This is a genomic window from Flavobacterium facile (assembly GCF_036321945.1).
Taxonomy (GTDB): Bacteria; Bacteroidota; Bacteroidia; order Flavobacteriales; family Flavobacteriaceae; genus Flavobacterium; species Flavobacterium facile.
In genome coordinates this window covers 113193-129186 of the sequence record NZ_JAZAYT010000035.1, presented here as the reverse complement: position 1 = coordinate 129186, position 15994 = coordinate 113193, and the positions used below count along the sequence as shown (strand labels likewise).

The window sequence follows — 15994 nt, the reverse complement described above, 5'->3', positions numbered from 1 at the left end:
TTGCGTTAGTATTATGTAGCAGGTTTTTTTTAGTTTTGTATTTTAAATTCCAATCCTACATTACGAATACTTTCGATAGTAATTCGGTTGTCGCTAGAAAAATATTTTCTAATTCGACTTATAAAAACATCCATACTTCTTCCTGAAAAAAAATCGTCATTTCCCCAAACACTTTGTAAAATATCATTACGTTTGATGAGTTGATTTTTGTTTTTCAAAAAAAATAAAATTAAAGCAACTTCTTTTTCTGTAAGTCTTTGAGTATGGTTATTTAATTTTAATTCCAATCTATTTGGTTCAAAAATATAATTACCAATCGTAATTTCATTGACCGAGTTGGTAACTTGATTTTTTTGCGCTCCTCTTTTTAAAATATTGTTTAGTCGCAATACTAATTCATCGGCTTCAAATGGTTTTACGATATAATCGTCGGCACCTAATTGTAATCCTTTTAATTTGTCTTCTTTTAGTTTTCTAGCAGTAAGAAATATAAATGGTGTTTCGGGATTGCTATTAATTATTTTTTCTGCTAGTGTAAATCCGTCCATTTTTGGCATCATAACATCAAAAACACAAATATCAAAAGTTTCTTTTTGAAATAGGGAAAAGGCTTCTTCTCCGTCTTTTGCCCAAGTTATATGATAATTATAAAGTTCTAAATATTGTTTAAGAACATCAGCAAAATCTAAATCGTCTTCGGCAAGTAGTACTTTTTTCATATGTTTAAACAGATGGAAGACTAATATTAAAAACAGCTCCTTTACCTAAATCACTAATTACAGCAACGGTTCCTTTATGTGCTTTTATGATCTGATTTACATAATATAAACCCAAACCTAAGCCTTTTGTGTTGTGTAAATTTCCTTCTTCTACCCGATAAAATTTTTCAAAAAGTAGAGAATGGTTGCTTTTAGAAATTCCAATTCCATCATCTTGAATACTAATATTGAATTGATTGTTACTTAATGAAGTTCGAATAATAATAGAATCGCATCCATATTTAACAGCATTTTCTAAAACATTTTGAATGGCAGTTGTTAGATGAAACTTGTCAAGAAATAAGAATGTTTCTATGGTACAAAATTCAGTTGTAATTGAAATGGATGGATTAGAAATTTTGAAATCATTACTAATTGAATTTAAAAACACTTCAGAATTAATCTTTTCTTTTTGCAATTGGATTTCGCTGTCTTCAAGAGAATTGTTTAAAACTTGATCGATTAATTTTTGCAAGCGGTTGTTTTGGCGAGAAATTGTTGCTACTAAATTATTAAAATGTTTTTCGTTTTCTCGAATGTCTTTTCTTTCTAATATTTTGGTAGAAATGGATAAAGTGGCTAAAGGTGTTTTTAGCTCGTGTGTAATATTATTGATAAAATCGGTTTTAATATCGCTTACTTTTTTTTGTTTTATTAATGCTTTAAGGGCAATAATAAAAAGGGTAATTAACGTTAAAATGGAGAGAATTGAAAAGCAGAATAACACAGCCATTCTTTTTAAAATACTAGCTTCCCAGTTGGTTACCGATACATATAAAGCGTCTTCGGTAAGTAATTTAAAATCTGAACTCATGGCTTTTCCACTTGTTGTGCCAACATAATTTCGTACCAGAAAAGCATTGTCTAAAGATTCTAAATCACCATATAATTTATTTCCAATTATGGGCTTTTCCGCAAAAATGGTATCTGCTATTTTAGTGTTATTATAAAACACAAATTTATTGAGAACAATGGCGAAATCAAGTTTTAAATCGGGAATTTCTTTTTCAAATTTAAGTTGTAATTTATGCGTTAATTCTTTTTTAAATTTATTTTGAAGGATAGAATTCTTAATTCTGTTTCGGGTTTTAGGATCAATAATATAATTCGTAGCTAATTCGCGATATAACAAGTCTTTCTTGTTGAAAATGGTAGAATCAATATCACTATAATCGTTTGTAATGTCAGCAATTTTGGCTTTTACTTCTCCTCTTAATTGGGCTACTTTGTACTCATAAGTAGTTTTAACCAAATAATATTGCATGACGGAAAGTGCAATAAGTACTACAACAGAAAACTGAATTAATAAGTTGATCTTCTTCTTCATGGCTTCAAAAATAAGTGATTTTATAGAATAAATAAGACATTAACTCAGCATTAACCTAGTATTAACTTTCAGATTTAAATTTTCAAAACATATTTGCACAGATAAAATAAAAGATAATGAAAAATGTACTAAAAGTAATGTTTAGTTTGATACTTCCAAGTTTAGCATTGGCACAAAATGAAATACAACAAGATACAATTTCTAAAAAAATAGAAGAAATAGTCATAAAAAATGATAAAAAAAGCATCACCAATAAAAATGGAAATTTAAAAATTGATGTAGCCAATTCAATATTAAAATCGGTTACTAATGCTATTGATTTACTATCAAAATTACCCAACGTAATTATTGGTACGAATAAAGAAACTATAAGTGTTGTTGGAAAAGGAAATCCATTACTTTATATAGACAATCAAAAAGTGAGTATAAACGATTTAAACACTTTGTCTGTAGATGAAATTAAGAGTATCGAAATTATAAATAATCCATCAGCTAAATATGAAGCAGAAGGTAGAGTTGTGATTTTAATTACAAGGAAATTAAGTAAAAAAGAAGGATTTAAAATCGATATTACAGAAACAACTTCAATCAAAAAAAGATTTAATAATTATTTAGGAATTAATGCAAGTATCAAAAAAAAGAAATTAGAAATCAAAGGTAATTTTAATTACAATCAGTTAAATATTTGGGAAAGGCATGATATAAAATATGAGATTCCAGAGGCAAATATTATTTCAAATTATGATGTTGAAGCGTATACTAAAAGACCTCAGTTTATTTTTGGAAGTGGATTGTTTTACAAAATAAATGAAGATGATTATTTTTCTATCAGTGGAAATGCAAGAATTCAAAAAGATGTTTTTGGTATAAATACAAAAACTTTCAACAAACAAAACAATATAGAAAACACTATTTTAACACGAAGTAACAACGATAACAATCGAGTGTATTTGAATTCCTTTGCAAATTATTCTAAGAAAATAAAATCAATAAATACCCAATGGTTTTCAGGTTTTCAGTTTTCTAATTTCAATCAAGAAACGGTTACTTTAGTTAAAAACAGATATGATAATAATGAGTTTGAACGAACGCAAAATAGAAATCAGAAATTTGATGTTTCAGTTATTTCAGGCAGAACAGATTTAGAAAAAACATTTAAAAATGAGATGAAATTAGAACTTGGTGGACTATTTCTTTCTGCTGATGCCAAAACAGATTTAGATGTTTTAAGCTTTAATAATATGGCTTCAACACTATCGAAATATAATTTTAAAGAACAAAACATTTCAGGTTACTCTCAAGTTTCTGGTAAAGTCAAAAAACTTCAATACTCGGCAGGTTTTAGAATTGAAAACACCAATATTATTGGAAAATACACAAAAGAAAGTTTGCCTTTAATTAAAAAAGAATACACTAATTTTTTTCCAAAAGCACAACTTGATATTCCTATAGATAGTTCGAAAACTATAACTATAAATTATTCGAAAACTATAACTAGACCTAATTATTCAGCTACAAATCAAGGTGCTACTTATATCAATCCCTATTTTATTTATGGAAGTAATATCAATTTGGATCCAACTATTAAAGATGAAGTGGCCACTAATTTTCAATACAAGGATAAATCAATCCGTTTGAGTTATTATAAAAATTCAAACCCTGTTTATGGGGATTTTATGTATGATAATTCTCAAAATATTTTAACTTTTAGTCAGAAGAATTTTGATAAAGAAAGTGGTTTTGTGATTGATTTTACTATTCCTTTTACTTATAAATTTTGGACAGTAAATAACAGTTTGAGTTTTATATTAAATAAAATTGAAGACCAATTAGCTATACAAAACAAATCTAAACCTTATCTGTATTACTATTCAAATCATTTGTTTAAATTGCCTAAAGAGTATACGGTTTCTACCACAGTTTGGGGATTAACAACACAATATGAAGGCGTTTTCGAAAGAAGACAACCCGAGTTTATTATGGATTTAGCCATTTCTAAAACATTTTTTAAAAAATGGGATTGTACTTTTGGTTTCAATGATATTTTTAAAAATTTCGTTTACAAAGAAAATTTCACCATAAATAACATTAGCTCGAAGTCAAATTATTTAGCAGATACACATGAAATTTCTTTTGGAATTAGATATTCTTTTGGAAAAATAAAAAATTCAGAATTTAGTGAAAAAAACATAAATGAAGATGAGAATAGAATCCGTTAATTACAAATCAACTTCCATTATTTCATTTTTGTCATGAGCTAATTAGTTTAAGTAACGATTATGTAAAATACTTTTTTAAAGTTTTCAATATAAACCCAATTCCACAAGAAAATGAAACCTGTTGCGTTAGTATTATGCAGCAGGTTTTTTTATAAATATTTAGTTTTCAACAGAAAAACAAATAATTTACTCATATGTTTTAATTTTATTATTGTTTTTGTTGGCTTACTTTTTCAGCTAATAACATGGCATTATATACATTTAATACGCCACCAGACTTAGATAATTCTGAAAATTTTACTTTTTTATCAGTAGTTCCAGGTACAATAACTTCAATATCGTATTTTATACTAGATTCTAAAATAATATCTTTTACTTGTTTGGCAGTTAGTTTAGGGTAACGTGATCTAATTAAAGTTGCGGCACCAGATGTTAGAGCAGCAGAAAAAGAAGTTCCATCATTCATAGTATATTTACGCAGAGGATCTAAACACCAAATATCTGTAGCAGGAGCCATAATATCAACATTTTTTTTACCAAAACTTGAATATTGACACATAAATTTTTCATTTACGATATGATCAATACCCCCTACAATTATTAAATTTTCAACATACTCATTATCATCTCCAACATTATAATAATCATTTGGATATGAAAATACGGTATCTAAATTTTCATTACTATTTCCGGCAGAAACAACAACTAAAACATCTTTTTCTTCAGCATATTTTAAAGCATTTTGAATCCATTCTTGATAAATAGGATCAGATTTACCAAAACTCATATTTATCACTTTTGCGCCATTATTAACAGCATATTCAATGGCTAATGCAATATCTTTATCTCTATTATTACCCGAAACAGAAGAAACAACTAATGGCATTACTTTAATATGGTTACCAAAACCTTTTATTCCAATTTTATTTTCTCTGTCTGCTACAATCATACCAGACATCATTGTATTATGCCAAGTTTTATTAGCGTATTTTGATATCTGATTATTACCATAATTTCTATCCGAAATATCTGTTTCTCTATCTTGTATTATGTTGTTTTCATTAAAAAACGGGCTCAATGAAGTAGTTAGTTCAACTTCTGTTCTTTCTTTAAATAAATCTATCCAAGCTTTGTTGTTGTTTGCTTTTAAAAAATCTCTTGCAAAATATAAATCATAATATAAATCATCATCGGCATCAAATTCTCTAGCCTTAAACACACTATCTACTTGAACTAATGTATATTTTTTATTATTAAAAATTTTATTCAATCTATTAAAAGATGAAACATAGGTTTCTTGATAATATTTAGCTTCTTCATGCTTGGAAACATTTTTCTTTTTAGAATTTGCCAAAGATGCTTTTATCTTTAAGTATTCTAATGAATCTGCTTTGTTTCCTTTAAAATTTGTGGTATCAATATTTTTATGCAGTAATTTTCTTAATCTTCTCGTCGCGTCATAATTTAAACTAAATGTGCTTTCACCTTTGTTGTTGCCTAAAAAATTCCAACCATTACTATCATCAATATAGCCGTTATTGTCGTCGTCAATATTGTTGTTAGAAATTTCATTTTTGTTAACCCATATTTGGTTTTTTAAATCTTCATGGTTGATATCTAAATAGCTATCAATTACAGCAACAACAGTTGGTTTTAAACGTTTTTTTGTAGATTGTTCCTTATACCATCTATCCAAACTAATACCTGGAATACTATCTTTTTGTATGTCTAAATTTTGCCAATTTTTCAATTCGTTAATTTTTATTTTTTTTAATTCATGATTATACACAACAGGTTTATAAATATTAGATTTACAGCCTATTAATATGATTAAAGTAAAAAGTAAAAATTTATTCATTGTTTTAAAATAAGATAATTTTAAATGGTTTAATTTATTTTTTTGAAATTTTTATGGGTATTTAATTAAATTTTTTGATGCAAATAGAGGAATAAATAATTTGTTCTGCAAGTAAACAAACATTCAATTTTTAAACAGTTATAAAATTTTCAACTCCAAATTTATAGTTGTTTGATTTCATATAAAAACAAAACAATATCCCATTATGGAAATCATGAACAATTAATGGAAACAAATAACTTTTATAGTGAGTATTGGAAAGTTTAAAAAGTCAGAATTTTAGAAGAAAATCCAATCTATTATGTTGGTATAGTGTAGCAGGTTTTTCTATTATGTAAATATTTATTTACAATAATTTTGTAAATTCGGTTTTTTTTTTTTAGGTTTGTGCTGTTTTGTACAAAAATTCAACAAAAAAAGCAGCCGTGCTTATTACAATTGGCCTTGTAACACGACTGCAAGTATTAATTTAAAAATTCAAATTTATGAAAAAAATGTTATTTAGTGCTATTGCACTAGTTGCTTTTACCGCAACAAGTATGGCTGCTGAAGGAAAAAAAGATGAAAAAAAAGATGCTAAAGAAACTAAAACTATTGTAGTAAAAAGAATGGATTGTGTTGATCAATATCATTCAACCTATTATGAATATAGTCAGTACCTTCCAAATTCAGTTGCGGAGCACATTGCTAACAGCGCATATAATTTATGTAAAACTATTGAAGCACATACAATACCATTAAAAGATTAATTAACATACCGCCTTTTTATATTCAAAGGCGGTATCAATTAAAACAAACATTTATGAAATCACTAATTTTTTTTTTCTTTTCGTTTTTCTTTTCTTTTTCACAAGTGAAGACTATGAAGGCAACATATTCAATAAAAATAATTGAAAATGAAGCTTTAAAAGATATGCCTAAACATTTAAAGGAAATATATTATAGTGAAAATAGTATAGCCGAAAACTTAAAACCAACACTTTATTTTAATGACACTATAAGCGAGTATTTCTTAGAAGAAAACGTAATAGATTCTAAAATTGCAGTTGCAGTATTTTGCGAATGTTCTAAACCTATTTACACATTTAACGAAAAAAGAATTAATTTAAAATATAATCCCAATTACAATATTATCGGGATAAATGAGAATCAATATGTTATTGAAGATTCATTAAAATCAAATTGGATAACTACAAATGAATCGAAGATTATTGAAAATTTTAAAGTTTTTAAAGCAACTCAAAAAAACAAGTACAAAACCAGAACAAAAGAAATAACCAAGACAATTGTTGCATGGTACTGTCCTGAAATTCAATATAATTTTGGGCCTAAAGGTTATGGTGGACTTCCTGGTTTAATAATTGAACTACAAGATGAAAACACAATAATTGGATTGACTTCTTTAAAAGAAGCAAATCATTTTTTTGATTGTAGAGAATTAATTTTATCAAAAAATAAAATTACCTCGGAAAAATTAAATGAAAAAATAAATGAAAGCCATAATGGTTTAAGTAACGAAATTAAAAATAAAGAAAAACAATAAAAAGTGTTGAAATATTATTTTTTATTTTGGATGTTATTTACACATTTTGGATTTTCGCAATCTAAAATTACTGGAAAAACACTCGACCAAGATAATAAAACTTTAAGTAAAGCAAACATAATTGCATTACCTATTCAAAAAGAAAAACAATTAAAATATACTACTGCAAATAGTAATGGAGATTATTTATTAATATTAGAAGAAAATACTACCTACGAAATAACAGTTTCCTATTTAGGTTATTTCGAAGAAAGTCTAATTATTGAAACCAATTTCAAAAACAAAACTCACAATTTTATTTTACACCCCAAAGACAATAAAATTGAAGAAATTGTAATAAAATACGAATACCAACCCATAGAAATAAAAAAAGATACGGTTACTTTTAATGTAAAATCCTTTACTAACGGAAACGAGCGCAAACTAAAAGAAGCGTTGGAAAAAATGCCTGGTGTTGAGGTTGACAAAAAAGGTGGTGTTACTTTTCAAGGTAAAAAAGTAACACAAACCATGGTGCAAGGACGTTCTTTTTTTGGTGGCGGATCTAAATTAGCCGTGGAAAATATTCCTGCTGATGCCTTAGATAAAATTGAATTTATCGACAATTTTACAACAAACGGTGTATTAAAAGACGTTTCCGATAGCGACCAATTAGCTATGAATGTGAAGCTAAAAAAAGACAAAATGAAGTTTGTTTTTGGCGACATACAAGGCGCTGCAGAAATAGCTAACGACAATAATTTTAATTTAGCTCATGCCGGTTTGTTTTATTATGCACCAAAAATAAATATCGGTTACATTGGAGATATTAACACTATTGGAAAAAGTACTTTTACCTTCGAGGATGTTATCCGTTTTAGCGGTGGTTATAGTAGTTTTTTAAACGAAAGAAAACAGTTAACTAATTTAAATGCTTTGGCCGATGATAATACAGATGTGGTTCATCACAAATCGCAGTTTAGTGCCATAAATTTTGATACACAAATAAACAAAATTAGCCTTACGTGTTACAATATATTTTCTAAAACATTTATAACCCGTTTTTCTGAAACTAAAAACCAATACCTACAAAATTCAGCAACTTTTTTTGAAGACAAAAGTGATACGTCTTTTGCAAGAAACGTAATGAATATTACAAATATTCAACTGGATTACGAGCCAAATAAAAAAGAAAAATGGTTGTATATTGCACAGTTTCAATTTTCTAAAAACAATAACAATACGGATTTAAACACCGTTACCACAAACTCAACTATTTATTTCGAAAATCTCATTCAATCTAAAAACCATTCGTTCAAACAATATGCAGAATGGCATAAAAAATTAACTAAAAAACATACTACTACTTTTGTAATCAATCACCAACTAGAAAATAGTACACCAGAGAAAAACTGGAAAACCAATCAAACATTTTTAACCAACTTTATTCCAATTCAGCCAGATACCGAATATTTGATCCGTCAAACTAAAGAAATTAAAAACAATACGATTGATCTTTTATTCAAACATTATTGGATTTTGAATACCGCCAATCATTTATATACGAATATTGGAGTTAGTAATTGGAAAACCCACCTAACAACTGCTGAAAATCAAATTTTAACGAATGGAGCGAGTAATAATTTTAATTCCAATGGTTTTGGAAACAATTTAAACTATAATTTAACCAACATGTTTATAGGTTTAGAATACAAGTTCAAAATAAAAAAACTAGTAATAAAACCTATTTTATATTTACATAATTATCATGTAAACATCAATCAAAAGTCTGAAAACACGATTTCTAAAGTATTGTTACAACCCCAATTTCATGCCGATTATGAGTGTAGTGATCGAGAAAAAATAAGTTTTAAGTATAAATTAGTCAATTCATTTGCAGAAGCTACTAATTATGCAGAAAATTTTGTACTACAAAGTTATAATACCGTTTTTAAAGGGAACGCTCTTTTAGAAAACGAGAAATTTCATAATTATACTTTAAATTATAGTAACCGAACCTCTTTCACTAGTTTTAATTGGTTTGCAAATTTTACTTATAATAAAAAAACGACTTCGATAAGAAATCAATTAGTTTTTGATGGAATTAATCAGTTTTCTAAACCAGTTTTAACACAGAATCCTGAAAACAATTGGCGATTAAATGGAAACATTTCCAAAAAAATATACAAATTTAATATGAGTTTTAATTCTTCAGTTAGTTGGAATACATATTTACAAAACGTAAACAATTTGCTCTCTAAATATGAAAGAACGAACCAAAATTTCACCCTTAAAGCAAGAACACAAAATAAAAAATGGCCAGATTTTTCTGTTGGCTATACGAAAGGATTTGGAAGTTTAAACGGTTTAACTTCTTCTAAAAATTTTAATGATACTTTTGAAACCTCATTAAATTTTAGATTACTAAAAGGATTTGTTTTTGAAATTAATTATGAGAATTATAAAACAAAAAACAGCAATAATGACAAAACCTATTTTGAAATTGCCAATTCATCTTTAAGATACAACAAAAAAAACAGTCCATTAACGTTTGAAATTTTTGTAAATAATATTTTTGATACAAAAACAAAAAATAATATTAGCATTTCAGATTTTGTAATTTCAGAAAACAAAACGTATATTTTACCTAGAGTAGCAATGTTGTCGCTTACATATAAAATTTAATCCCAATTCCACAAGAAAACCAAACCTGTTGCGTTAGTATAATGTAGCAGGTTTTTTTGTTTATAAAAACTTCAAAAAGCAAAATTATAAATTAAGGTAAAAAATGCTATCTTTACCCTCAAAACAAATTTTGAAATCGCAACTCAAAAAGTCTTGTTGTAAACAAGTTCAAATAAAAGAATGCGATACTATAACTTGTCCCGATAATTCGGGATGACATTTGAAAAACAATAATATCAACATTTGAAAAGTAGTTCCACATAAGGGACGATCAATATATATAATTATGGCATGTACAAGTTGTTCAACTTCCGATGGTGGTGCACCAAAGGGGTGTAAAAATAATGGGACTTGCGGCACCGATAGCTGCAACAAATTAACGGTTTTCGATTGGTTGGCAAATATGACTTTACCAGGAGGACAAGCGCCTTTCGATTGTGTTGAAGTAAGATTTAAAAACGGAAGAAAAGAATTTTTTAGAAATACCGAAAAACTAACTTTAAGCATTGGCGATGTAGTAGCAACTGAAGCTTCTTCTGGTCACGATGTAGGTTTGGTTTCTTTAACGGGTGAATTAGTTCGTGTTCAAATGAACAAAAAACACGTTAAAGACAACGCGGAAGTTCCTAAAATTTACAGAAAAGCAACGCAAAAAGACATCGATATTTGGCATGGCGTAAGAAATAAAGAAGACGCTATTCAGGTTCGAGCTCGTGAAATTGCGATTGCCATAAAATTAGAAATGAAAATTTCTGATATCGAATTTCAAGGTGATGGTTCAAAAGCAACGTTTTATTACACAGCAAATGATCGTGTCGATTTTCGTCAATTGATTAAAGAATATGCGGGTGAATTTAAAATCCGTGTAGAAATGAAACAAGTTGGTTTCCGTCAGGAAGCTGCACGTTTAGGCGGAATTGGTTCTTGCGGACGCGAATTATGTTGTTCTTCTTGGTTAACCGATTTTAGAAGTGTTAATACTTCAGCAGCGCGTTACCAACAATTATCCTTAAATCCTCAAAAATTAGCAGGACAATGTGGGAAACTAAAATGTTGTTTAAATTACGAGTTAGACACGTATTTAGATGCACTTAAAGGTTTACCAGATATGGATACCAAACTGCTTACAGATAAAGGAGATGCGTATTGCCAAAAAATAGATATTTTCAAAAATCTAATGTGGTTTTCATATGCGAATGCGCCAGCTCATTGGCATACTATCAAAGCAGATAAAGCAAAAGAAATTGTAGCCATAAACAAACAAGGTAAAAAAATTGCACAATTAGAAGATTATGTAGTAGAAGTTTCTACTGTCAATATTGAGAAAAAATTCGAAAATGTAGTCGGTCAAGATAGTTTAACTCGTTTTGATCAACCTAAGAAAAAATCGAACAATAATAATAAAAGAAAAAAGAAACCGTTTAAGAAAAATGAACAATAATTTTTTTAAAATACTAACTTTTGCCTTGCTTTTTACCGTAATTTCTTGCGATAAAAAGCAAGTTTTCGACGAATACAAAGAGTTTGACGGCACTTGGAAAAAGAACAAGAAAGCCACTTTCACTTTCGAACAAAAAGACACGACAGCTGTGTATAATATGTTTTTAAATGTAAGAAACAATAACGAGTATCCGTATGAAAATTTATTTTTAATTGTGTCTTTAAACCAACCCGATGGAAAGGTTTTAGTAGATACTTTAGAGTATAAAATGGCTTATGATGACGGTACTTTAATGGGAACTGGTTTTTCAGATATTAAAGAAAGCAAACTGTGGTATAAAGAAAATTACAGTTTTGAAAAAGCCGGAAAATATACGTTAGAAGTGGAACACGCGGTAAGACAAACCGGAAAAGTACAAGGCGTACAAGATTTAGTAGGGATTACAGATTTAGGATTAAGAATTGAAAAAAGAAAATAAATAGAATATGGCAACTACCAACACCCAAGTCAACTATTCAGATTACGTAAGAAAATTTTGGAAATTATTTTGCTACACGTTTGGTGGCGTTTTATTATTTTTTCTTTTAGCATCGTGGGGATTTTTCGGAAAAATGCCTTCGTTTGATGAATTAGAAAATCCAGATACGAATATCGCTACAGAAATTATTTCTTCTGACGGTGTAACTTTAGGTAAATTTTATAAAGAAAACAGAACACCTGTAAAATACCAAGATTTACCAAAACATTTAGTGGATGCTTTAGTCGCTACTGAAGATGAACGTTTTTACGAACATTCTGGTGTAGATGCAAGAGGAACATTAAGAGCTATTTCTAGTTTAGGAAGAAGCGGTGGAGCGAGTACGATTACACAACAGTTAGCCAAAAACTTATTTCATGGTGAAGGTTCCCGTTTTTTACCTTTTCGTATCATTCAAAAATGTAAAGAATGGATTATCGCTACGAAGCTAGAAAGACAATATACCAAACAAGAAATTATAGCTTTATATTTAAACAAAGTTGATTTTGTAAATAGTGCGGTCGGAATTCGTTCGGCTTCAAAAATTTATATGGGTAAAGAACCTAAAGACTTAACTTTAGAAGAAAGTGCTTTGTTTGTGGGAATGTTAAAAAACCCGTCTTATTTCAATCCAACAAAAGAAAAAAGAAAAGAATTAGTATTCAATAGAAGAAATACAGTTTTAGACCAAATGGTGAAAAACAAGTATTTGTCAGAAGCAAAAGCAGCACAATTAAAGAAACTTCCATTAAAAATCAACTTCAAACCTGAAAGTCACGCAGAAGGAACAGCAACGTATTTCAGAGAATACTTACGTGAAAGTTTAAAACCAATTATCAAAGCGATTGAAGAAGAAAAAGGAGAAGAAATTGATTTGTACACAGCAGGTTTGAAAATTTATACTACTGTCGATTCTCGTATGCAACAATATGCTGAAGAAGCTGTTGAAGAACATTTGTCGAATTTACAACCAGAATTTAATCGCCGTCAAAAAGACAATCCAACCGCTCCGTTTTTAGATATTACACCTGAAGAAACTCAGAAAATCATGAACTCAGCCATGAAAAATTCAGAGAGATGGCGTATTATGAGCATCAACGGAAAATCGGATGCAGAAATTAAACAATCTTTTGAAGTTCCTGCCAAAATGAAAATCTTCACTTGGAAAGGGGAAAGAGATACTATCATGAAACCTAAAGATTCTATCCTTTATTACAAGCATTTTTTACAAACTGGAATGATGGCAATGGAACCACAAACCGGTCATGTGAAAGCTTGGGTGGGTGGAATTAATTACAAATATTTCCAATACGATCACGTAGGTCAAGGCGCTCGACAAGTAGGTTCTACTTTTAAACCTTTTGTATATGCAACAGCCATTGACAGATTAGGAAAATCACCTTGTGATATGATAATGGATGCACCATTTACTATTTTAAAAGGAGATAATAACGATAAAGATTGGTCACCAAACAATTCGGATGGAAAATTCCGTGGCTTGGTTTCTATGAAAAAAGCATTAGCGAATTCCATCAACACCGTTTCAGCTCGTTTAATTGACGAAGTAGGCGCGCCTGCTGTTGTGGAAATGGCCAAAAATTTAGGAGTTTCCTCAGACATTCCGAATCGTCCAGCAATTGCATTAGGAGCAGTAGAAATTACTGTGGAAGAAATGGTGGCTGCTTTTAGTACATTCGCAAATGAAGGTGTTTATATCAAACCACAATTAATTACCAGAATTGAAGATAAAAATGGAGTAGTAATTTACCAAGGTGTAGAAGAATCTCATGATGTTGTAAATAAAGATGTGGCGTATTCTATTATTAAATTAATGGAAGGTGTGACCGAATCAGGTACGGGTTCTCGTTTACGTTGGGCAGCTTCGGCTCCATCGAATTTTTTAACAGGTGTTCCTTATAATATTAAAGGACCAGTTGCTGGAAAAACAGGAACTTCTCAAAACAATTCAGATGGATGGTTTATCGGAATGGTTCCCAATTTAGCTGCAGGAGTTTGGGTAGGAAATGAAGATCGTTCCGCGCATTTTGAAAACACAAGTATGGGACAAGGTGCTACAACGGCCTTGCCAATTTATGGAATATTTATGAGAAAATGTTTAGCAGATACATCTCTAAATATCTCACAACAACCATTTAAAAGACCAGCAAACATGTCTATTAAAGTAGATTGTGCGCCGGAACCAAGTAGAGCAGTAGCTGATTCAACAGCAACGGATTCTACAGCCGTTCCAATTGATGCACAACCCGATACAGAAGGAATAGACGGACTATAAATTATATTATGATTTCAAGAAAAGTAAACAACGTACAAGAAGCGCTTGAAGGAATTCAAGACGGACAAACTATTATGCTAGGAGGTTTCGGACTTTGTGGTATTCCAGAAAACAGTATTGCAGCATTAGTGCAAAAAAATGTAACTGATTTAACTTGCATTTCAAACAATGCAGGTGTAGATGATTTTGGTTTAGGATTACTATTGCAAAAACGTCAAATTAAGAAAATGATTTCTTCTTATGTAGGTGAAAATGCCGAATTCGAACGTCAAATGCTTTCAGGCGAATTAGATGTAGAATTAACACCACAAGGAACTTTAGCAGAAAAATGTCGTGCCGCTCAAGCCGGAATTCCTGCGTTTTTCACACCAGCTGGTTTCGGTACAGAAGTCGCAGAAGGTAAAGAAACTCGCGAATTCAACGGAAAAATGCACGTTATGGAATTAGCGTATCAAGCAGATTTTTCAATCGTAAAAGCTTGGAAAGGTGACGAAGCAGGAAACTTAATTTTCAAAGGAACGGCTCGTAATTTTAACGCTTGTATGGCAGGTGCTGCAAAAATCACAATTGCTGAGGTGGAAGAATTAGTGCCAGCAGGAACTTTAAATCCAAACGAAATTCACATTCCTGGAATTATGGTCAACCGTATTTTCCAAGGTGAGAAATTTGAAAAAAGAATAGAGCAAAGAACTGTTAGACAAAGAAGTTAATCATGGCATTAGATAAAAATCAAATCGCAAAAAGAATCGCACAAGAAGTGAAAGATGGTTACTATGTAAATTTAGGAATCGGTATCCCAACTTTAGTGGCGAATTATGTTCGTACCGATATTTCAGTAGAATTTCAATCAGAAAACGGTGTTTTAGGAATGGGACCTTTTCCTTTTGAAGGAGAAGAAGATGCTGACATTATCAACGCAGGAAAACAAACAATTACCACTTTACCAGGAGCAAGTTTCTTTGATTCAGCGTTTAGTTTCGGAATGATTCGTGCACAAAAAGTAGATTTAACTATTTTAGGTGCGATGGAAGTTTCTGAAAATGGAGATATCGCCAACTGGAAAATTCCAGGAAAAATGGTTAAAGGAATGGGTGGCGCTATGGATTTAGTAGCTTCTGCAGAAAATATTATCGTCGCTATGATGCACGTTAATAAAGCTGGTGAATCGAAAATTCTTAAAAAATGTTCCCTTCCATTAACAGGTGTGGGTTGCGTGAAAAAAGTCGTGACAGAATTAGCGGTTTTAGAAATCACACCAAAAGGTTTCAACCTTTTAGAAAGAGCACCAGGTGTTTCAGTGGAAGATATTATAAAAGCAACAGAAGCTGATTTAATAATTGAAGGAGAAATTCCAGAAATGAATATCGAATAAGA

12 protein-coding genes are annotated in these 15994 nt (G+C 29.8%); 9 read left to right on the top strand and 3 right to left on the bottom strand.

From position 1 onward, the window contains the following. Positions 1-29: 29 nt before the first annotated feature. A complete protein-coding gene (locus tag UEQ13_RS13085; protein ID WP_329806780.1) occupies positions 30-719 on the bottom strand; it encodes a response regulator transcription factor in 690 nt (229 codons plus the stop codon). Between the two features lie 4 nt (positions 720-723). Further along, on the bottom strand, positions 724-2085 hold the full coding sequence (locus tag UEQ13_RS13080) for a sensor histidine kinase (RefSeq protein ID WP_329806779.1): 1362 nt from the start codon (positions 2083-2085) through the stop codon (positions 724-726). Between the two features lie 116 nt (positions 2086-2201). Here UEQ13_RS13080 and UEQ13_RS13075 point away from each other — a divergent pair, with 116 nt between their 5' ends. Next, positions 2202-4304 (top strand): outer membrane beta-barrel protein, encoded by a 2103-nt coding sequence (locus tag UEQ13_RS13075; RefSeq protein ID WP_329806778.1) that lies wholly within the window; start codon positions 2202-2204, stop codon positions 4302-4304. Between the two features lie 208 nt (positions 4305-4512). Here UEQ13_RS13075 and UEQ13_RS13070 read toward each other — a convergent pair whose 3' ends face one another. Then, on the bottom strand, positions 4513-6162 hold the full coding sequence (locus UEQ13_RS13070) for a S8 family serine peptidase (RefSeq protein ID WP_329806777.1): 1650 nt from the start codon (positions 6160-6162) through the stop codon (positions 4513-4515). 485 nt (positions 6163-6647) lie between these two features. Between UEQ13_RS13070 and UEQ13_RS13065 the strand changes: the two genes are divergently transcribed. From UEQ13_RS13065 to UEQ13_RS13030, 8 genes are all read left to right on the top strand, one after another. Next, the gene (locus tag UEQ13_RS13065; protein ID WP_329806776.1) at positions 6648-6911 is read left to right on the top strand and encodes a hypothetical protein; all 264 of its coding nucleotides are present in this window, start codon (positions 6648-6650) and stop codon (positions 6909-6911) included. A 53-nt stretch (positions 6912-6964) separates the two neighbouring features. Further along, positions 6965-7705, top strand: coding sequence for a GLPGLI family protein (locus UEQ13_RS13060; RefSeq protein ID WP_329806775.1), 741 nt, complete (start codon positions 6965-6967; stop codon positions 7703-7705). A 3-nt stretch (positions 7706-7708) separates the two neighbouring features. Then, positions 7709-10369, top strand: coding sequence for a carboxypeptidase-like regulatory domain-containing protein (locus tag UEQ13_RS13055; protein ID WP_329806774.1), 2661 nt, complete (start codon positions 7709-7711; stop codon positions 10367-10369). A gap of 286 nt (positions 10370-10655) precedes the next feature. Continuing rightward, entirely contained in the window at positions 10656-11810 is a 1155-nt protein-coding gene (locus UEQ13_RS13050) for a PSP1 domain-containing protein (protein ID WP_329806773.1), read from the top strand. Further along, on the top strand, positions 11800-12288 hold the full coding sequence (locus UEQ13_RS13045) for a gliding motility lipoprotein GldH (protein WP_329806772.1): 489 nt from the start codon (positions 11800-11802) through the stop codon (positions 12286-12288). The genes UEQ13_RS13050 and UEQ13_RS13045 overlap by 11 nt, the downstream gene beginning before the upstream one ends. Positions 12289-12295: 7 nt before the next feature. Beyond that, a complete protein-coding gene (locus UEQ13_RS13040) occupies positions 12296-14620 on the top strand; it encodes a penicillin-binding protein 1A (RefSeq protein ID WP_329806771.1) in 2325 nt (774 codons plus the stop codon). A gap of 8 nt (positions 14621-14628) precedes the next feature. After that, positions 14629-15330: a CoA transferase subunit A gene (locus UEQ13_RS13035; protein ID WP_329806770.1), complete on the top strand. Its 702-nt coding sequence runs from the start codon at positions 14629-14631 to the stop codon at positions 15328-15330. 2 nt (positions 15331-15332) lie between these two features. Beyond that, the gene (locus tag UEQ13_RS13030; RefSeq protein WP_329806769.1) at positions 15333-15992 is read left to right on the top strand and encodes a CoA transferase subunit B; all 660 of its coding nucleotides are present in this window, start codon (positions 15333-15335) and stop codon (positions 15990-15992) included. Positions 15993-15994: the final 2 nt, after the last annotated feature.

Coding starts and splice junctions, on each gene's coding strand:
- UEQ13_RS13085 (WP_329806780.1), bottom strand. CDS start 719: ATGAAAAAAGTACTACTTGCCGAAGACGATTTAGATTTTGCTGATGTT.
- UEQ13_RS13080 (WP_329806779.1), bottom strand. CDS start 2,085: ATGAAGAAGAAGATCAACTTATTAATTCAGTTTTCTGTTGTAGTACTT.
- UEQ13_RS13075 (WP_329806778.1), top strand. CDS start 2,202: ATGAAAAATGTACTAAAAGTAATGTTTAGTTTGATACTTCCAAGTTTA.
- UEQ13_RS13070 (WP_329806777.1), bottom strand. CDS start 6,162: ATGAATAAATTTTTACTTTTTACTTTAATCATATTAATAGGCTGTAAA.
- UEQ13_RS13065 (WP_329806776.1), top strand. CDS start 6,648: ATGAAAAAAATGTTATTTAGTGCTATTGCACTAGTTGCTTTTACCGCA.
- UEQ13_RS13060 (WP_329806775.1), top strand. CDS start 6,965: ATGAAATCACTAATTTTTTTTTTCTTTTCGTTTTTCTTTTCTTTTTCA.
- UEQ13_RS13050 (WP_329806773.1), top strand. CDS start 10,656: ATGGCATGTACAAGTTGTTCAACTTCCGATGGTGGTGCACCAAAGGGG.
- UEQ13_RS13045 (WP_329806772.1), top strand. CDS start 11,800: ATGAACAATAATTTTTTTAAAATACTAACTTTTGCCTTGCTTTTTACC.
- UEQ13_RS13040 (WP_329806771.1), top strand. CDS start 12,296: ATGGCAACTACCAACACCCAAGTCAACTATTCAGATTACGTAAGAAAA.
- UEQ13_RS13035 (WP_329806770.1), top strand. CDS start 14,629: ATGATTTCAAGAAAAGTAAACAACGTACAAGAAGCGCTTGAAGGAATT.
- UEQ13_RS13030 (WP_329806769.1), top strand. CDS start 15,333: ATGGCATTAGATAAAAATCAAATCGCAAAAAGAATCGCACAAGAAGTG.